We start from the raw sequence: 18,438 nt of genomic DNA, 5'->3' as shown, positions 1-18,438 counted from the left end.
AGCCCCCAACCCCAGCGGGGCTGCGCACATGCTCCAAGATCAGCGGCCCACCCAGTCGGAAAGTTGACCTAAGTTACCCAAATCCATGCGCACCAAGGCATCATGGGGGCAGGCCCGCTGACAGGCGGGGCCGCCAGACTGATCGGCGCAGAGATCGCACTTGGTCGCCTTGTGAATTGGCTGATGGGTGTTTTGATCGACGAGAATCGCGCCGCTGCGGTCGCGGACTTCGACCATGTTGATGTTGTCGTAGGGGCAGCTATTGGCACAGGTGCTGCAACCGATGCAGGTGAGGTCGTTGATACGGACGATTCCGGTAGCCATGTCGCGACCGATCGCGCCGGTGGGGCAGCCGATCATGCAAACCGGGTCTGCGCAGTGCATGCAAGCCTGAGCAATCATGAATGGGCCATGGCGCTCGCCTTGCCGAACAAAACGAGGATTATTGTTGTGGGTGGCGGCACAAGCTCGCACGCAATCGTCGCAGCGCGTGCAGCGATCTAGGTCGATAAGCATCGCCTGCTGGCCGTTGATGAGCCTTCGCTCCACCAAGAATTCCAACAGTGGCGTATCGATTCGTGGTTGTTCGCCGCCATGCTGTCCGTTCGACGGTTCGCATTGCTCGGTGGTGCAGGAGATGGCGTGCTTCTTGGCAATCTCGGCTAAGGCCTCACGTGAGAAATGGGGAAATACATGTTCATTGAGCACTCGCTGAGGAATCCGTAGTACGTCTACGTATCCCAGAGCTCGCAGGGAATGGGTTAGTGTAACCGGCAGAGTACCCAAGGCCGATCCAATCGCCTCGTTCAAGCCGAATACCTGCCCCTTCCCTAGATAGGCAACCGTGCGTTGGCCACTGCCAAAGTGGTGGCTGAGTCGTGCAAAACCAGAACGCACGAGCAAGATGCCATCGCACAGCGAGCCTTCCTCGGCTATGAGCGGTTCGGTGATGATTGCCTCACCGTGTCTCTGACTAGTTTTATCAAACGTGGCGTGCCATTCAAAGTTGCCGTGAGATTCAAAGTCGGTTTCCGCGACGACTTTTTCCAGTACTTCGGCAGGTAGTTGTGACAAAAGCGGTGTCTCGCGGAGATGGACTCGCAGGCTGTTCTGGCGGTAAAGTTGCTCAACGTGCTGGCGGAGAGAGTCGGTGTGACGCATCAAGTCGCGTAAGCCTTGCCAGCGGATTTCCAAGAGCCAAGCGTCACCCTCGGCCAGCACCGTGGCCGAGCGCGGAGTTCGTGTGAGTGCGGCCAATTCACCAAAGAGTTCGCCCGGCTTGAGAGTCACTGTCCGAGAGTCCCCCAATACACGGGGAATATCCTGTAGAAATACACGAGTCTGGGATAGATCGGCCACTTCATCACTATCATTGACGATGAGGTCTTGCCGAGCACGGATTTGCTCGCGAACTTCTGGCAGATTCGGATTACGCCACATGCGGGCGAGTGATTTGAGAAACCCTTGTTTCCGGATGGGTTGCCGACCAAGCAACTCAGGATCGAGACCCGAGAGTACAACCTGCACTTTACCTCGTAAAACGAGAAACGCACTGTTGCCGTAGTCACCTTCTCTAACGATGATCCCGCCAACGGGGTAGTAGTTGATCCGGGTATCATTCTTGAGTATTTCGCGTAGTGGAAGCGCCGCCGGAAACGACGTCGGGTCCATCTCGTAAAATGGGTCGAGTTCCAAAAGTTGATCGACCTCAGCTTCCCCCATGGCATCGCCAAAGGGGACATCCCAGCGTTGCGGGCGCTCGACGGCTAGTTCTAGGAGTGACATGAAATTAATTTCACTCTATTGATTCTTGAAATGGTTTGGTGTTGGCAAGAGCGGATCGATTGCAGCAAGTTTACTGCCGTCGGCCTCGGCGGCGAAGTCGTAGGCAGACTTACCGATGGTATCGGCGGCGGCGTTGAGTTCGGCGCTGTGGTTGAGTTTTAGTGGCACGCCCAGTGCTGCATCGAGGGCATCATTGATATAGGTATCGGTGACGAGCTGGTCGATTTCGTACAGCTTGTGCTTTAGTCCTGCCGCACGTTGGGCGGCGGCTATGCCGAAGGGGGATTTTGAGGTAGCTGCAGCGGTGGCGCGGAGGCTTGCTTCGAGATCGGCCAGGATACCGACAACATACATTACTCGAAGTTGTTCGGGCGTCGACTCGGCGTTTAATGCGCTGCCGGTTCGGAGGAAATTGTGCCGTACCATCCCCTGTGACCAAGAGACGAGCTCAAAGTCTTTGCTCCCGGCGGCATGACCACCGACGTTGACCAGTGCTTCATCGGGAGTTGTATGGCATGCAAGGCATTGCCGGGCGATAAGGTAGAGATTCGCGGGATTGTTCATGCCGGCTTGGACGCTTGTTTCAATCCGCTGTTGGCGGTGTTCAGGGGTTTCGCTCTCCTTGGTGATGTTTGGGCCGCCATAGTCGTTGTGCAGTGCGATCCAATCCTGCGCAGCGCCATGACACGACTCGCACGAGACACCAGCAACAACACGGACTCGCTCGCCGACTTGCTGCTCGGTGTAGTGACAAGCGACGCAGGTGTCATTTCGCTTGATGCTCGCAAGTCCCAGTCGGTCCGCAATGGCTCTTGCCTCGGGCTTGCGATGTAGCGAGTCGAAGGTTGAGAAGTGAGGCGTGCCGTGCCAGGATTGCATCTCCTTCTCATGGCATTTGGTGCAGGAGTCGGGACCGAGAATCTTGCTGGGGTCGTGGATGATTGGGTTCAAGCCAACCTCGTGTTCGACGGCTTTGGCAGATAGTGCGCAGCTCGCCCCCAGGGCAATCAGGAAATACCTTCCGACAAGACTCCACAAATTATCGGTTCGCCAATTCATTCAGGCATCCAGCACAACTTCGCCTTGGGGCTGGCCAATACAAGTAAGACACTCATCATCGCCAAGTGGTACTCCAGGTGTTTTACTGTGAATGATCTTTCCATTGCGGACCTTCACAAGGCATTGTCCACAGTTGCCCGCGCGGCAGCCGGAATCGAGAGCAATCCCGGCACTTTCAGCCAAGTCCAGCAATGCGGCAAAATCTCCTGACCAAAGAAGATCGGTTTCTGATCTGGCAAATTCGACACGACAAGGATCGCAGGACGCGTTGCTTGGCTTTCTCATCCGTCTAACAGTTGCAGGGCCGAAAGCTTCGAAGTGTATGTGCTTTTCGGGAACACCCCAATTCAAGAGTCCTGGAACAAGTTGCTCCATCATGGCGCCCGGGCCACAAAGGTAAAAACGAAAGTTGCTTGACGGCAGTACCTGCCTCAGTCGGACGATATTAACATGACCTTGGTATTGATAGTCGCGCCCTATTAAGTCTTCCGCGCTTGGACGCGAATAAGTGATGTCGTAGTGGATGTTTTCGTGTTCTGTCAGTGCAGAAAGTTGTTCCTGAAATGGGTGTTCGCTGCTATTGCGGAAACCGGCGAAGAGGAACACGCCCCGAGGACTCTGCTCGTGGGCGATGGAACTTGCCATGCTCAGTAGGGGCGTGATCCCGACACCCCCCGCGATCAGTACAACGGGCAATTGGTCTGTGGGGTCGAGGAAAAAGGCTCCCTGGGGTGCCTGCACATTGAGCACGCTGCCGACTTTCACCCTGCTATGGAAATAGCTACTCCCCTGCCCTGCCCCGGTGTGTTTGATGGTTACGCGGTAGTAATCTTCTCTTGGGCGCTCGGAGAGAGAGTAGCACCGCACGATTGGCTTGAGTTGAGGATCAACGCGAAGGCTGAAGGTCAGGTACTGTCCCGGCTCAAAGTGGGGCAAGGCCCGGCCATCGGCGGCGACCAGATAGAAACTCTTGTAGCCGACGGCTTCATCGACAACCGCCGCGACACGCAACGGTCGTTCTCCTGCCCAGGCACGGAAAATCGGCTTGCTGGCACGGGCAAATTTTAGTTCGCTCGCAAGCTGTTGTTGGAAACGTGCCCGTTGGTCCTGGTAACGGTGACGGAGGCGGGTTTTCCGTGAGCCGTTCGCGATTGTGGCAGCAAGCGACTGAAGCCCGCTCACCCCCAAAAGAGCCGCGCCTGAAATCATGCCTAGCGATTGCCAATCCACATTGCATCCTTGCAAGAACTCAAACTATCGCCTTCCCGCGCCAGCAGTAGGCCAAAGAACGGCATTATTTCGCAACCTCGAGTATGTGTCGAGAACAAATCGCAGTCACTGCTAGCGGTCGGTGGTATGGGTTTTGAGGGAGGTATCGCCATCGAAGCAGTGCCAAATAACCTATCTTCTGATAACGGCAAGGAATACAGACCCCTTTAGTTTCCAGATCCAGCACGACAACTCGATGCTCAATGCTGCGTACCCCCATTCTTACACGAATAGGTCCCCCCATTGGATAACTCTGCGCTCACAGATTTGATGCAACCCGAGGAGCACGTGACCCTTACTGATGGGCCTTCGTCACGTACCTGGAGCAGGTGGCTGTCGGCCATCGCCCAGTTGCAACGGGCGTCTGCTGACTCGCCAGCTTTCTTTGCTGACGCTGCACGCTTTGCTGTAGACACAATCGGTTTCGATTTTACCTGGGTATTGAGTTGTGAAAATCAGTCAGAAGGTGGGAGTTGGATAGAGCTTGCTACTGACGGTATCGATTCCTCGCAGGAGGTGGAGACTGATCCAACAATCTTGGCGATGCTCGTAGAAAACCCTGTCACTCATTTTCAAACAAATTCTGAGGATGAATCAGGAGGCAGCGAATCGCATTCTATTGCCATCGCGCCAGTACTTGATTCTTCAGGTGGGTTGATAGGGTGTGTCTATGGCTTGCGCCACCATTCCGGAGAAAACCGGCGGAGGGGTATACGGCCATTCGAAGCGCGGATGCTCCAGGTGCTGGCCGAATCGCTTGCGGTGGGAATTTCACGTATCAAGCAAGAGACTGCCGCTGCACGCAGCCTTGCGTTGTTGGAACAGGCCTTCTCACCGACAGTTGCGGGGCATATTCAACGCCATCCGGAGTGTCTTGCTGGCCAACTACGAGAAGTAACGCTGCTGTTTTCCGATTTACGCGGATTTACTTCTTTGGCGGAGAGTCTGCCACCGGACAAGTGCTATCGGCTGCTCGGCGATGTGATGGAAGTTTTCACCGCAGCGGTGATTGAGCATGCAGGCATTATAGTGGACTACTTCGGCGACGGACTGCTGGCGATGTGGAATGCACCACTCGACCAATCCGAACAGGCAGACTTGGCATGTGGGACGGCACTTGCAATGTCTGATACCTTGACACACGTCTCTGAGAAGTGGCTACCCACGATTCAAGCTCCCTTGGAATTGGGCATTGGCATACACACGGGGGAAGTGTTGGTAGGCAACGCGGGGACTCAGAGTCGCTTGAAGTACGGGCCACGAGGAAGCAACGTCAACCTAGCCAGTCGAGTTCAGGGTGCAACAAAGCAGCTTGAGACACCAGTGCTCATCACGGGAGCCACACAGAAGAAACTGACGAACAAATTCCTTACCCTACGGGTTTGTACGGCTCGGCTACCCGGACTGGAGAAACCGGTGGAATTATTTGCAGTCTATCCACCAAGTTCTTTGGCGGAACGTATGAGGCATCTCGAGCAATATACCCAAGCACTGCAAAACTACGAAGCGGGTGAATTCGCACAGGTCGAGGCGCTATTATCTGAACTCGTGAAACTTGATTCAAGCTTACCGGCACGTTTTTTGGCGAATCAAGCTACGGCAATGCGCCAAGCAGAAATCGGTCGGAGAGCTTCAGATAATGGTACCGGGAATAGAGATTCAGTAGTTGATATTCTTGAAAAATGAACTCGTTGTTGTGAAGGTTTTACCTAGCCGGACCATGACTTTTGTCTGAGACTGCCCGGCGGACGTTGTCCACCGGCCAGGTGATCGAGAAGTCTAGAAGAACTATTTCTTGATCGCATGTTCTGGCTCCGGCAAGAGTTCTGCCAGATCTACTGCCCTACGCATTCCGGGAAGCCAATATTTTTCTAGTGGGCAGAAGACCTGCACAAAGTAAGGCAAAGGCACATGAGGACACGTCGGTTGTACGAGCAGAGGTCTACTGTCACTAATCAAGAGACATCCAGCCATTTCAGGCGAGGGAGCGAGACAATTGCCGGTGACCGTCAGCCCGGCCGCATTCAAGCTAAAACTACAGGCGAGTTTTTCAAAAGATAGTATCTCGTCCGACAAAGAGCCTGTAAAACTCTTACCCAATTCACAATACGGTGAGTTTGCTAGTGCTGAGATGAGCGAGTGACCAATCTGACCGGGCTCTGATTTAAGCGATCCTTGCACCTCAACGACTCGATGGTTGACCCACGAGCATTTATCCAGTTGCAGATTGGCTGTGCCACGAAGCTTATGAGGGGAATCTTCGCCGAGCCATGTTTGAAGATCTACTGAAGTAAAAGTACCCTCCAAGGAGCCTTCCACATTGTTATTCTCGCAATGCAACCGCACTGTTCCGCCGAAGCGTGCATTATTCCATCGAGTTGCTCCGGGAAGAAAGTCCGTGAAGTACCAAGCTGGTATCTGGCATTCTCGGCAGTCCAGAAAGACATCCCAGTAGCCAGCGGTATCTCGCTCGCCTTGAATTCGTACACAGGCTTGTCTGGACTGCTCAGTATTCAAGTTGGCTTGAAAAGACAACTTGCGGTTTTGCGTAGTGGCACCGTCGATGGATAATTGGACATTCGTTAGTACGCAAACCTCGTCCTCGCCACGAGAAAGCAATAGTCTATCCGCTGTGAAATCGGCTGAGGCAGGCTCATCTGCTCCGAACCAATTTTGCACAATTCTCGCAAGTTCGTTCAACTCTTGGAAAGTCAATTCGACTTGTCCAGAATGAACAGAACCATCAGAAAGCAGTTGTAGCTTGTCGATCGAAGCGATTTTTTTACGCGACGACAGGTCAGCGAGACGGATGTCGTAGAGATCTCGTCCACCAGGGCGAGGGGCTGTCACTTGAGAGACACTGGCGCGAACGTGGAGGTTGTTCTCAAGCCGTTGCTGCCAATCACGCTCCTGCCAGGGGCGGTGAAAGTAGAGCACGAAGGCCACCGCAAGAACGGTGGGCACTATGCTCACCAGAACGTATACGACGCGACAAATCCGGCGCTGAGTTCTTTCATGCATCGAGAACATCCGTGTTCCCTAGTGGTTGATGATTGGTATCTGGAGGAGAAACTGATTATCGATCGCGGGCCATTTTCAAAAACAGTTCGTAGCGGCCTAACATTTCAGGCAAGTTGTCACCGCCGAATTTATCGACGACGGCACAGGCGACCTCAAAGGCCACAACATTTTCGACGATTACGCTTGCAGCGGAGATTGCACAGACGTCGCTCCGTTCGTAGCTAGCTTCTTCGGGTTCTTTGGTGTCGAGGTTGATTGACTCAAGCGGCTTGGCCAGAGTGCTGATCGGTTTCTTGGCTGCTCGAATCACGATCGGCTGTCCGTTGGTCATGCCAGCTTCCAAACCGCCGGCATTGTTCGTGGGACGCGTGTAGCCAAGACTGGATGTCTCTTTCTTACTGGCGTCATAATGAATGGGATCATGCACTTGGGAACCAGGACGACGAGCGGCTTCAAAACCCATGCCGATTTCGACCCCTTTGATCGCCTGGACGGCCATCACTGCTTGAGCTAGTCGGCCATCAAGCTTGCGGTCCCACTGAGCATGCGTTCCCAAGCCGAAGGGAACACCATCGACCCGCACTTCGATGATGCCGCCGAGCGTGTCCCCGTCCTTGCCGGCGCGGTCGATGAGTGCCTTGATTGCGGGATCGCGTTCCAGGTTCAAACCATACAATTCACTCTTATCGCGGATCGCGCGCAATTCGTCCAGCGTTCCCTCGACTGGTTTGATTTCTTCTCCCCCCACCTCGGTAACGTAGCCGAAGACTGTGATATCGAACGCGGAGAGCAATTGTTTAGCAAGTGCACCAGCTGCTACCCGAACAGCCGTTTCGCGCGCCGATGCCCGTTCCAGGATTCCACGGATGCTACCGAGAAACTTGATCGCACCGGTGAGATCGCCGTGACCTGGTCGAGGGCGCGGCAGATCGTCGAGTCGTTCGAGCTTGTAGTCGCGGTTAACTACTTCCAGCGCAATCGGGCTGCCCAGGGTCATGCCGTGCCAGACACCCGTCCGCACGTCAACCTTATCGGTCTCGATCCGTTGTCGACCTCCGCGACCATAGCCACCCTGACGACGTTTGAGTTCCACGTCGATTACATCGGTGTCGATCGTCACCCCTGCGGGGAAACCATCCACCAGGGCAATCAATGTTTTGCCGTGGGATTCACCGGCGGTCCAATAACGGAGCATAGGAGTTTGAGGCTAGAGGTTAGTGGCTAGAAAACAGATAGGGTCCGGGCGGGAGAGTACTTTCTCGCTAGCTTTCCTGCAAGTCGAAGCAAGGAGTCATTCTACAATGAATGGCGAATTATGAAAGGATAGGCAAAGCTGCAGGCGGGGTGCTAGCTGTAGGCGAGCCAGGAATGTTAGTCAGAAGAACTGCAAAGTCTTTTTAGCCGAACCTAAGCCGTATTCACCCCGTAGATAGGCATATCAGGGGGGCTCTTTTCTTGGAAGGAGCCTTTACGGTGCATACTGAAACTCTTCTCGACGCGTTTTCTCAACTCGACGATCCCTGTTGCCCACGGGGCGTGCGACATCCGTTTGCTGGCATCGTTACTCTCATGTTGCTGGGAATGCTGGCTCGGATTCGCGAAATGGAAGTGCTCGTTCGCTGGGCCGGCATTCACTGGAATGAACTCAAGGAGCCGCTAGGATTTGATCGAGATGAACCCCCTTGTGCCACCACGCTTAGCCGCACGTTGGCCCAATGTAGTGTGTCTGAGTTTCAAGCAGCGTTGGACGTCTGGTTGCGGAACTGTTTAACGGAAACGCCCAGCGAAGGAGTGGTTGCCGTCGACGGGAAAACGGCTAAGCAAGGACTTGACGACAACGGTCGTCCGCTGCATATGCTCAACGCGTTTGTGCATGACCTGCAAGCAGTTGTTGGCCAATGGTCGACTGGGGCCGAGAAAACCAACGAACCGACCCTCTTGCGTCGTCATCTGCAAACACTGCTCGACACCTATCCGATGTTACAGCTAATCACTGGTGACGCGATGTTCGCCCAGCGTCCGTTGGCCGAGCTGATCTGCAAAAAGAATCGCGACTATTTGTTACAGATCGAGGCCAACCAGGGGGATACGCTTGACGCTTTAGAACACTGCTTCGCCCAAGCTGCCGAGCGAATGCCGGCAGCCAAGACGACCGAAAAAAAGGGGCCTTGCAGGAAACCCGTCGTTTATGGGTGGATTTAGACAACGCGGATTATATCCGGGAGACGCTCGATCTGTCCGGTTGTCAAATTGCTCTGCGTGTAGATCGTGAGTTACGTGCTGATGATGGCAAAATCGTTCTGCATGATACTCGCTACTATGTGAGCAGCCTTGATCCCAATCAGGTCACCGCCGCCGATCTCTTGCGGCACGTTCGCCAGCACTGGCGAATAGAAAACAGCTTGCACTTTCTGAAAGACCGCTGGTGGGACGAGGATCGTCACCATACCCGTCGGCCAGGTCTCTCTGCTTGCATGGCGGCGATCAACAACGCCGCCCTCTCGATCCATCGGCTACGATCCGACCCCAACTTACCCGTTCGAGCTGCGGCGGACTACATTGCCTGGTGCCCCGCCAACGGGCTCCAGCTGCTCAATTCCTGACTTTGCAGTTCTCCTAGAATGTTAGTGCCCCGAGTTGCCGAGTGTCGATGGAGTAAGGTCTAGAACTCCTGGCAATACCGCTTCGGGCTCGCTTATTTCCACGCGAACGGTTCGCCGGTGATTCGCTCGTAGGCCTCGATGTATTTTTCGCGAGTTCGTGCGACTACATTTTCGGGGAGTTCGGGGGGGGGGCTGTCTTTGTCCCAGCCACTCTCAGAGAGCCAATCGCGCACGAATTGTTTGTCGAACGAAGGTTGCGCGTGGCCCGGTTCATAAAGATCGGCTGGCCAGAATCGGGAGCTATCAGGTGTCAATACTTCGTCGACAAGGATGATTTCTCCGCCGACTACGCCGAATTCAAATTTGGTGTCGGCGACGATGATTCCTTTCTCATGCGCGTGTGCGGCACCCTGTTGGTAGGTTTCGATACTCAAGTGTCTTAGCCTATCGGCGAGATCAACCCCCACTCGATCACACATCTCAGCGAACGTGATGTTCTCGTCATGCTCCCCTTTTGCTGCCTTGGTGGCGGGTGAGAAAATCATGGAGGGTAGCCGGGCAGATTCTTCAAGCCCCGTGGGTAGTTCGATCCCGCACACTTTGCCCGTATTATAATATTCTTGCCAAGCCGAACCCGAGATAAACCCACGGACTACGCACTCGATCGGCACGACTTCGGTCTTGCGCACGAGGATCGTGCGACCAGAAAGAGATTCCAAGTCTGAGTCGGCCGGCAGGTTCATCGCTTCGACTTCGGTTTCGAGCAGATGGTTAGGGATATTGAGATGCTTGAACCAGAAGTTGCTGAGTTGGGTCAGTACGCGCCCCTTGTCGGGGATTCCCGTGGGCAAAACCCAATCAAATGCACTGATCCGGTCGGTGCTCACCAAAAGGAGATTCTCGCCCAAGTCGTACACATCGCGGACCTTTCCGCGGGTGACTGGGAGACCGGACAATTCGGTTTGTAAGAGTGGTGAAGTCATATTAAGTTTCCAGATGCAGGCACTTGCTAGAATTCGAGTGTAGTGAAGTCCACCGGGAGTTAGACTTCAAATATAGCGGAATAGTTTGTCTGCGGGCACCCCTTTCCGCGATGCAGCTACGAGTTGCCACCGACGGCTAGAAAATTCCGTTTGCAGAAAAAATCGTTGGCATTCCCCCTCCATAAGATTAGGTGTTAGACTATCGGTTTAAGCACGCAAGTCGCCCACACACCTTGGGCAAGTGTGGACGTACCAGGAAACTTACTACATGGGACAATTGCGATTTCGACTACAGGATCCAAGTCGCATACCGGAAGGTGGCCTGGAACGCATCTATGTTGCGGGAGCTGAAGAAATCCCTTGGGCAACTCGTACTCGCTGGCAAGATGATGAGCTGGTAGTCGAACGATCCAACAACGAGTCGGGGAGCCTCTACGTCCCCTGGGTAGTCGATGGCCAGGGACAATGTTTTCTGGCGACTGCCACGCTGATGGAGCGTGAATTGCCCTATCAGCTCGAAGTGGAATTGGCTCGGGGCCTGATCCAAAGGATTCGCAATCGACTCTTCATCTGGCAGTGGCTGGGGATGCAGACACCGGCACTCTTGGAAGAACAACTCTCTGACGCCACGCTACTGTTCTCCCGAGCCGCTACAAATCAAAGTAATCCTGCTTTGGCTGCTGAGAAGGCCGAAGCTGCAATTGATCTGGCACTTAGAACTTCGGAAGAGTTGGTGGCCGAGTATTCTCGCCAGGCAACCGCCTCTCGATTGCAGCAAACTCCCGTATCGACGCTTATGGGAGTTAACCTGGGCCCTAAGTTGCCCAACGTCGAAATCCGCCGCAAGCTCGTCGAGGCCTGCAATATTATTCAACTCCCCATTTCTTGGAGAGCCATCGAACAGAGTGAGGGAAAGCGCAATTGGAAACAGACAGACGACCAACTCGCTTGGTGTCAGAAGGCAGGCCTCAAAGTCTCGGCGGGACCTTTGCTGCAACTGGATGATCGAGGTATTCCTGATTGGATGGTGCTATGGGATGGAGACTTCGATAATTTGATGCAGTTGCTTCTCGACCATGTCCGTGCCGTCGTTTCTCGGTACGCCGGACGTGTGCATTTGTGGGTCGTGGCATCACGAATTAATACTGGGAAGATGCTTTCTCTCGAAGAAGAACAGCGATTGCACTTGGTAGCAAATGCACTGGATCTGGTTCGCCGCCTTGATCCTCGTACTCCAACCGTTGTGTCGTTCGACCAACCATGGGGAGAGTATCTGGCCGTTCAAAGTGATGATCTTGCTCCTTCTCACTATGCAGATGCGTTGGTGAGGGCCGACTTGGGGATTTCAGGTTTTGCTCTGGAAATCAATGCCGGGTACGATCCGGGTGGTAGCTTTCATCGGCCTACCATCGAGTGGGGCAAGCTGCTCGATCAGTGGAGTATGTGGGGATTGCCGCTCATGGTATGTATTTCTACAGCGAGCGATAGCAGTCGCGATCCGGCTGCAAGAAAGAATATTGAAGTCAACATGCCCGCTGGATCGCATCAATCGGATCAAGACCCCCAACGCTATTGGGCGGGTTCTGTGCTTCCGCTGTTGCTAGCGCGTTCGGCTGTGCAGGTAGTGCTCTGGAACCAACTCACCGATGCGGAGCCCCATGAGTTCCCTCATGCCGGGCTGTTCGATGCGAAGCAAAAGGGCAAGCCTACTCTGGACCTGATGCGCGACTTGCGCAAATCGCTCCTTTAGGCTAAGCCCCGAATTTGTTCAGGCGACCAGCGTTAGAGAGCGCAAGCGGCATCAAATACTTCGCCTCGAATTGGCCCAGGCCACCACGAAGGCATTCTTGTTCTCCAAAGCTCTCGCACGAATCGGTACGGCAATGCTCGGCAACAAGGAGAGTTGGCACCGGGTGCCAACTGTGACTTGCCAACATGCTCGGTGTGCTGTGGTCTCCAGTGCAGATAAATACATCGGGCTTGAGCGCCATTATTCGTGGAACACATCCGTCGACTTCTTCGGTGCGCTTCACCTTGGCGTCAAAATTACCATCTTCGCCGGTGCTGTCGGTGTATTTAAAGTGGATGAAAAAGAAATCGTACTTTGCCCAGTTTTCTTCGAGTACGGCCATCTGCTCGTCGAGAGTTTGGGCCTGGCCGACGATGTCCATCCCCACCAGACGAGCCAAACCTTTGTACATGGGATAGACGGCAATCGCGCAGGCGCGCAGGCCGTACACTTCTTCATAGCTGGGAAGATTCGGCTTAGCCGAAACACCTCTCAGAGTGCAGCAGTTTGCCTTCGGCTGTCCGGCGAGAATCTCTTTCGCCTGCTTGATAAACTCAGCAGCAACTTCGGCCGTCTTCTCGCTGTCGGGGTTCGTGGCACGAGGCGCCAGCGGCGGCACGCCGGTTGCCTGTGGATCGGTATCCGCCACGTTGCCGCCAAGTCCCGACCCACGCAGCACAACGACAAAACGATGCTCTTTCACGGGCTCGACAAACACCTCAACTCCTGGAATCGAAACCTCGCGCAACTTAATTGCCAGAGGAGCACTTTCTTCTGTGGGGATGCGGCCAGCACGACGGTCGGTGATGTTACCAGTGGAATCAATTGTGCAAAAGTTGGCGCGAATAGCGACATCGTTTTCTCCGAGCGCGAAACCGATGCCGGTGGCCTCCAGGGCTCCACGGCCAATGAGGTATTGAAGTGGATCGTAGCCGAAGAGTCCCAAATGGCCAGGACCACTACCGGGGCTGATGCCAGGCTTCACCGGTATGCTCCCGCCGCAGACCCCCTGCTTCGCTAGTGCGTCTAAGTTCGGCGTCTTGGCCGTCTCCAATTCGGTCTGCCCTCCAGGCTTCTGCGGCAGTCCGCCGAGGCCATCGGCGACGAGCAACACAATCTTCGAATCGTTCTTGACTTGGAGCTGGCGAGTAAGTTGATGCATATCCATAGGTAGCGGCTAGTTGTTAGAGGCTGGGGGCGAGCCGGGGCGTCCTCGCCCCCGGCCAAAAGAACGATTCTCTCGGAAAGTCGTGCTGGCGCAAAGGATCAATTTTGAGCAAATTTCTGTACATCCAGAACCACTGCTTCAAGGAGTTTTCTTTGCCAACAATGCTTCGTAGTCTGTCTGTGTGTTGATATTCACAAAGGAAGCAAGCCGCGGATCGGCTGCGCGAAAGCACTCTAGAGGGATGCGATGAGCAGAAACCTCCTTCACGAGTCCATGCAGCGAACGTCCTCCGGTGACAAGTTGGCGCTGAGCCTCGGCAAGAATTGCCATGCTGTAGACTGCCGAGAGTGGGTAGAACCGCTCTGTATCCTGGGGGACGACCACGGCAAACTCGCCGAGTTCGGCGAAGAGCTGGTCGATCACAGCTGGCTCGAGGAGCGGTGTGTCGCAACCAGTGGCGAAGACTGCCGCTGTGCGACCCTCCAGCTTGCGCATGCCCGCAGCAAGTGCGGCGAGGGGTCCTTCAAATGACTGTTGGTCGCGGACAAGGGATACCTCTCGAGGAAGCTCAGGGAGTTGCTGACCGGTAGCCGCCACCACGACGATGTGGTGTGGGTCAACAGCTTTGCTGACCAATCGAACGACGCGCTCTAGCAGGGTTTCGTCACCGAAAGGTAACAAGGCCTTGTCAGTGCCCATTCGCTCCGACTGGCCTCCACAGAGAATGATGGCACCACGGTTCATACTATTAGTTGCCTTTCACACTGCGAAGGAATCGCTGTTCTCGCGGAGCGAAATGCGAGCATTCCAGAGATGACATTGGTTGTCTGTACAACACTGTTATAATGCAAAAAGTCGTTTTCAACATCATCGAGACGAGAAATCAAAAAGGGACGAAGCGAAAATGTGGGCCCGAAAAAACTTGTTCTTAATAGTGGCGCTCCTCTCCTGCGGTAGTCTCCATGCGGAAGGTGTTTATCAGCCTACCCGCTTTGGCCAGGGTGAACTGCGAATTGTCGACTCGATTCCCGTTGTCATTCTACAGGGGACACCTGCCGAGATCGGCCAGCAACATTCCGGCATATTGGCGAAGCCGGGGGCCGAACTATTTGGCTTCCCCAGGCGGATGTTGGCAGAATGCGGCTACGAGTTCCTTTGGCCTTTTGCCGTATCGGCGGGGAAGACTTTGATGAAGAACTCTCCTGCGGATTATCTCCAAGAGATCGGAGGAGCAACAAATCAGGCAGAGCTCGATGATGACATCCTTGCTGTAGCTAACACTCTACTTGAGCTACGGCGAGTCGGCTGCTCATCATTAATCGTAGAGCCTGAACGGAGTGCGACTGGTGGACCGCTCTTTGGTCGGAACTTTGATTTTCCGGCGTTTGGATTGCTTGATCGCTACGGTGTGGTCATGGTGATCCGGCCCACCGATAAACATGCATTTGCTGCTGTGGGATTTCCCGGCTTGATGGGCGTACTTTCGGGAATGAACGATGCGGGGCTCTGCGTGGCGACACTAGATGTAGAAGACGCGGCAGATGGTTCCGTTCGGTTTGAACCAACGGGCGTGCCGATGATGCTAGTATTTCGCCAGATCCTCGAAGAGTGTACGACCATCGCCGAAGCGGAAGCGCTTCTGAGTCGTACTCAAGCAACCACGCGAGCCAACTTGGCCGTGTGTGATCGCAATTCGGGCGCCGTGTTTGAAATCACCCCCAAACAAACGCTCCGCCGTGATTCTGCTAACGCCCTGCTCCCCTGTACGAATCATTTTTGCATGCCGGGGCTTGCGACCGATCGGGAGTGCTGGCGCTATGATGTTTTGAACCGTGCGCAAGACAATGTGACACTCGGTGTTAGTGACATTCAAAGCTATCTGCATCAAGCGAATCAAGGAGAGTTGACTCTTCAAACGATGGTGTTCGAGCCACGTGAGTTAGTACTGCACTTGTCGCTGGGAACCCCGCCGAGCTCAGGACATCAATTGCATCGACTGGAGTTGAAAGACCTTTTGTCTCCTCGGTAGCAATTGGCCTTATTTCCCACGCAGGCCGGGAAATACGCGAGGGTCATCCTGGCAGTCTGCGTAGCCTTTGCTGCCTTGGCAGTCTAGCAAAGTGTCCCAAGCACTAGCGTTTGTCAGCAAAATACTCATCCTGCTGATCTTATTGGGCGATGTTCAAAGAAGGAATGCCCCGTAGTACGGGGCGACCCATCTATGCATTTTTCTTCAAATTCGCAGGTGTCACTGTGGCTGCTTCCGATCTGGCAAAATTGACGGCAATTATTCGCACCTTTGATCGACCTCGTGCTATTGGCAGATTGCTGAAAAGCATTCGCCGCTATCATCCCACCATGAAAGTCCTCGTAGCAGATGATGGAGTGGAGCCAACGCCGTACAACAATGCTGAAATCCTGCGATTGCCGAGTGAAAAAGGTCAGGCGGCATGCCTGAACGCTTTGCTAGCACGCGTGCGGACTCCTCAGTTCCTGGTGATCAATGAGCAAGCCGAGATGCATAAGGCAGTTCAGCTGGAGAGTCTTGTAGATTTAGTTGCGAACAACCAACTCGACATCGCGGGCGGTAATGTCGTTACGTGCCGAAAGCGGCTCTGGTTTTTTGTTTCGCGTACTCCGCAGAGCAAGCACGGACTGATGGAGATCGCCGGCGATCGGCTCACTTTGCTGCCTGGTTCGCGCTCGCAAGGTAGTGGTTTCTGGTGGTGCGATTTGGTGCCATCGTTTTATGTTGCTCGTACTGATCGAGTGCGAGCAATGGGTGGTTGGGATCCAGAACTACGGGACGATTGCCACGAAGAGTTTTTCTTCCGTGCCCATCGTCATGGTATCCGAGTTGGGATACATCCTGAGGCCTCCATCTGGGAATGGAGCGAAGTGACCAAACAGCCGACTGACGTCTCGCATCGACGAGATCTGGCCCTGAGCGTTGCCAAGATGGGACTTGCCGAGATGACCGATCTTGAAGGCCACACCATCCGTCCACCCCGACTTTCGCGGGCAGCCTAAGCGCCTATCACAGTACCGTAGATTGGGATCACTTCCCGTTCAGCAACAATCGGTAATTCTTGGGTCGGGGACGGAGCCATATATTGGCAATATCCTTTCTGGATTAAGCACGATTTCTGTTCAGCCTCTTCGCCAATCGGGGGTGCTTCTGCTACCATAGGGCACCTAAGATTCTCCAATTCTATTCCAACCGGCGAGGTAACCTGATGAAATTGTTCCGATCTCTCTCAGCAGTTTGCTTTTTCATGGGCGCTGTTTCTTGTGCGGCACTTGTCAGTCGTGCCGAGGTTTCAGTCCCCAATATCTTTAGTGAGCACATGGTACTGCAGCAGAAGCAGCAAAACAAAGTGTGGGGCAAGGCAGAACCTGGCGAAAAGGTTTCCGTCAAGATTGATGGCCAGACTGTGGATACGACGGCGGGAGAGGATGGCACTTGGAGTGTGATGTTGGATCCACTAGAGGCAGGTGGACCTCACGAATTGGTCATTGCCGGAAAGAACACCATTACGATTGGCGACGTCCTAGTGGGTGAGGTTTGGATCTGCTCTGGACAATCGAACATGGAATGGGCTGTAAACAATTGCTTCGATGCCGACCTCGTGAAGACGACGGCGAACTACCCCAACATTCGCATGGTTAACTTCCCCAACACGGGAAGTCAGGAGCCTGTCTGGACTCATCCCGATGCGCGGTGGCAAGTCTGTTCTCCCTCCACCGTTGGAAGTTACTCAGCGGTGGGATATTTCTTTGGACGCGAACTTGAACAGGCCCTCGACGTGCCCATTGGCTTGATTAACAATTCCTGGGGTGGTTCTGCGGCGGACGCCTGGGTTAATCGAGAGTTGCTGGAAGCAAGTGACGAGTATCAACCGTCTCTCGAGCGTTGGCAAAAAATGGAAGAACAATATGAATCGCTCACCGCCAAAACCGACTTGACCGAAGAAGAGAAAAAACAACTAGCGAATTTCAAGAATCATCAAATGAAAGGAAATCAACGCCCTGGCAATCTCTACAATGGAATTCTCAAGTCCCATCTGGGCTACGGAATTCAGGGCGTCATTTGGTATCAAGGTGAATCGAATGCGGGCCGCGCGTACCAGTATCGCGATTTGTTTCCCTTGATGATCACTAATTGGCGCAACGAATGGAAAGAGGGTGATTTCCCATTTTATTGGGTCCAATTGGCGGATTTCGGAGCGGAAAAACCAGAGCCAAGTGAGAGCGGCTGGGCAGAGCTGCGTGAGGCCCAGACGATGACGATGGATAAACTGCCGAACACGGGCGAAGCCGTCATCATCGACGTGGGCGAAGGCAAAGACATTCATCCTCGTAACAAGGTTACCGTCGGACAACGGTTGGCCCGCTGGGCGTTGGCCAATCAGTACGGCAAGAAGATCGCCACGCACAGCCCAAGGTTCAGTTCCATGGAAAAGCAAGATGGCAAGATAATCTTGAGTTTCGACCATGTCGACGGCGGCTGGCGACCTTTTGACGTGAACGAGCCCATCGGCTTTACGATTGCCGGAGCGGACAAGCAGTTCGTCAAGGCCGACGCGAAAATCCTGGACGATGGGCGCATCGAAGTCTCCAGCAGCAAAGTCACTGACCCTGTAGCAGTACGCTATGCATGGGCAGATAACCCAGTTTGCAACATGTACGATATGGTCGGTCTGCCACTGACTCCATTTCGTACGGACGATTGGCCGGGAGTGACGGTTGATAATCACTGAG

At 54.2% G+C, this 18,438-nt stretch carries 15 protein-coding genes; 7 read left to right on the top strand and 8 right to left on the bottom strand.

The features are described from left to right. Nucleotides 1–39: 39 nt before the first annotated feature. Genes Pr1d_RS01715 through Pr1d_RS01705 form a run of 3 tightly spaced genes read right to left on the bottom strand, consistent with a single transcriptional unit; the run spans nucleotide 40 to nucleotide 4,074 of the window. Nucleotides 40–1,785, bottom strand: coding sequence for a cyclic nucleotide-binding domain-containing protein (locus Pr1d_RS01715; protein ID WP_148071901.1), 1,746 nt, complete (start codon nucleotides 1,783–1,785; stop codon nucleotides 40–42). Between the two features lie 15 nt (nucleotides 1,786–1,800). Further along, nucleotides 1,801–2,844 (bottom strand): cytochrome c family protein, encoded by a 1,044-nt coding sequence (locus Pr1d_RS01710; protein ID WP_148071900.1) that lies wholly within the window; start codon nucleotides 2,842–2,844, stop codon nucleotides 1,801–1,803. Further along, a complete protein-coding gene (locus Pr1d_RS01705) occupies nucleotides 2,845–4,074 on the bottom strand; it encodes a 2Fe-2S iron-sulfur cluster-binding protein (protein WP_148071899.1) in 1,230 nt (409 codons plus the stop codon). It abuts the gene before it with no gap. Between the two features lie 327 nt (nucleotides 4,075–4,401). On the opposite strand from Pr1d_RS01705, the gene Pr1d_RS01700 reads away from it, so the two are divergent. Beyond that, entirely contained in the window at nucleotides 4,402–5,799 is a 1,398-nt protein-coding gene (locus Pr1d_RS01700; protein ID WP_168205002.1) for an adenylate/guanylate cyclase domain-containing protein, read from the top strand. Nucleotides 5,800–5,901: 102 nt separating this feature from the next. Here Pr1d_RS01700 and Pr1d_RS01695 read toward each other — a convergent pair whose 3' ends face one another. Further along, nucleotides 5,902–7,134 (bottom strand): hypothetical protein, encoded by a 1,233-nt coding sequence (locus Pr1d_RS01695; RefSeq protein ID WP_148071897.1) that lies wholly within the window; start codon nucleotides 7,132–7,134, stop codon nucleotides 5,902–5,904. Between the two features lie 55 nt (nucleotides 7,135–7,189). Then, a complete protein-coding gene (aroC, locus tag Pr1d_RS01690) occupies nucleotides 7,190–8,329 on the bottom strand; it encodes a chorismate synthase (RefSeq protein ID WP_148071896.1) in 1,140 nt (379 codons plus the stop codon). A gap of 278 nt (nucleotides 8,330–8,607) precedes the next feature. On the opposite strand from aroC, the gene Pr1d_RS01685 reads away from it, so the two are divergent. Then, nucleotides 8,608–9,336 (top strand): ISAs1 family transposase, encoded by a 729-nt coding sequence (locus Pr1d_RS01685; RefSeq protein ID WP_168205001.1) that lies wholly within the window; start codon nucleotides 8,608–8,610, stop codon nucleotides 9,334–9,336. Beyond that, on the top strand, nucleotides 9,327–9,737 hold the full coding sequence (locus Pr1d_RS01680; RefSeq protein WP_168205000.1) for a transposase: 411 nt from the start codon (nucleotides 9,327–9,329) through the stop codon (nucleotides 9,735–9,737). Before Pr1d_RS01685 ends, Pr1d_RS01680 begins: the two co-directional genes overlap by 10 nt. Nucleotides 9,738–9,829: 92 nt before the next feature. On the opposite strand, the gene Pr1d_RS01675 is transcribed toward Pr1d_RS01680, so the two are convergent. After that, entirely contained in the window at nucleotides 9,830–10,720 is an 891-nt protein-coding gene (locus tag Pr1d_RS01675) for a phosphoribosylaminoimidazolesuccinocarboxamide synthase (RefSeq protein WP_148071893.1), read from the bottom strand. Between the two features lie 268 nt (nucleotides 10,721–10,988). Between Pr1d_RS01675 and Pr1d_RS01670 the strand changes: the two genes are divergently transcribed. Then, nucleotides 10,989–12,470 (top strand): endo-1,4-beta-xylanase, encoded by a 1,482-nt coding sequence (locus tag Pr1d_RS01670; RefSeq protein WP_148071892.1) that lies wholly within the window; start codon nucleotides 10,989–10,991, stop codon nucleotides 12,468–12,470. 1 nt (nucleotide 12,471) lies between these two features. Here Pr1d_RS01670 and Pr1d_RS01665 read toward each other — a convergent pair whose 3' ends face one another. Together Pr1d_RS01665 and mobA are read right to left on the bottom strand one after the other, a co-directional pair. After that, complete coding sequence (locus Pr1d_RS01665) at nucleotides 12,472–13,677, bottom strand: 2,3-bisphosphoglycerate-independent phosphoglycerate mutase (RefSeq protein ID WP_148071891.1); 1,206 nt, start codon at nucleotides 13,675–13,677, stop codon at nucleotides 12,472–12,474. 138 nt (nucleotides 13,678–13,815) lie between these two features. Next, the gene (mobA, locus tag Pr1d_RS01660) at nucleotides 13,816–14,421 is read right to left on the bottom strand and encodes a molybdenum cofactor guanylyltransferase (RefSeq protein ID WP_148071890.1); all 606 of its coding nucleotides are present in this window, start codon (nucleotides 14,419–14,421) and stop codon (nucleotides 13,816–13,818) included. A gap of 160 nt (nucleotides 14,422–14,581) precedes the next feature. Here mobA and Pr1d_RS01655 point away from each other — a divergent pair, with 160 nt between their 5' ends. From Pr1d_RS01655 to Pr1d_RS01645, 3 genes are all read left to right on the top strand, one after another. Further along, the gene (locus tag Pr1d_RS01655) at nucleotides 14,582–15,706 is read left to right on the top strand and encodes a C45 family autoproteolytic acyltransferase/hydolase (RefSeq protein ID WP_148071889.1); all 1,125 of its coding nucleotides are present in this window, start codon (nucleotides 14,582–14,584) and stop codon (nucleotides 15,704–15,706) included. Between the two features lie 164 nt (nucleotides 15,707–15,870). Then, a complete protein-coding gene (locus Pr1d_RS01650) occupies nucleotides 15,871–16,707 on the top strand; it encodes a glycosyltransferase (protein WP_168204999.1) in 837 nt (278 codons plus the stop codon). 206 nt (nucleotides 16,708–16,913) lie between these two features. Next, entirely contained in the window at nucleotides 16,914–18,437 is a 1,524-nt protein-coding gene (locus Pr1d_RS01645; RefSeq protein WP_148071887.1) for a sialate O-acetylesterase, read from the top strand. Nucleotide 18,438 lies beyond the last annotated feature (1 nt).

This window comes from Bythopirellula goksoeyrii (assembly GCF_008065115.1).
Lineage (GTDB): Bacteria > Planctomycetota > Planctomycetia > Pirellulales > Lacipirellulaceae > Bythopirellula > Bythopirellula goksoeyrii.
The sequence above is the reverse complement of the archived record's forward strand: the minus strand, read 5'-3'. Positions and strand labels throughout refer to the sequence as shown.

What these genes read in the sequence shown, in the direction of transcription:
- Pr1d_RS01645 (WP_148071887.1), top strand. Translation starts at nt 16,914, where the DNA reads ATGAAATTGTTCCGATCTCTCTCAGCAGTTTGCTTTTTCATGGGCGCT.
- Pr1d_RS01675 (WP_148071893.1), bottom strand. Translation starts at nt 10,720, where the DNA reads ATGACTTCACCACTCTTACAAACCGAATTGTCCGGTCTCCCAGTCACC.
- Pr1d_RS01655 (WP_148071889.1), top strand. Translation starts at nt 14,582, where the DNA reads ATGTGGGCCCGAAAAAACTTGTTCTTAATAGTGGCGCTCCTCTCCTGC.
- Pr1d_RS01695 (WP_148071897.1), bottom strand. Translation starts at nt 7,134, where the DNA reads ATGCATGAAAGAACTCAGCGCCGGATTTGTCGCGTCGTATACGTTCTG.
- mobA (WP_148071890.1), bottom strand. Translation starts at nt 14,421, where the DNA reads ATGAACCGTGGTGCCATCATTCTCTGTGGAGGCCAGTCGGAGCGAATG.
- Pr1d_RS01665 (WP_148071891.1), bottom strand. Translation starts at nt 13,677, where the DNA reads ATGGATATGCATCAACTTACTCGCCAGCTCCAAGTCAAGAACGATTCG.
- Pr1d_RS01715 (WP_148071901.1), bottom strand. Translation starts at nt 1,785, where the DNA reads ATGTCACTCCTAGAACTAGCCGTCGAGCGCCCGCAACGCTGGGATGTC.
- Pr1d_RS01670 (WP_148071892.1), top strand. Translation starts at nt 10,989, where the DNA reads ATGGGACAATTGCGATTTCGACTACAGGATCCAAGTCGCATACCGGAA.
- Pr1d_RS01650 (WP_168204999.1), top strand. Translation starts at nt 15,871, where the DNA reads ATGCCCCGTAGTACGGGGCGACCCATCTATGCATTTTTCTTCAAATTC.
- Pr1d_RS01710 (WP_148071900.1), bottom strand. Translation starts at nt 2,844, where the DNA reads ATGAATTGGCGAACCGATAATTTGTGGAGTCTTGTCGGAAGGTATTTC.
- aroC (WP_148071896.1), bottom strand. Translation starts at nt 8,329, where the DNA reads ATGCTCCGTTATTGGACCGCCGGTGAATCCCACGGCAAAACATTGATT.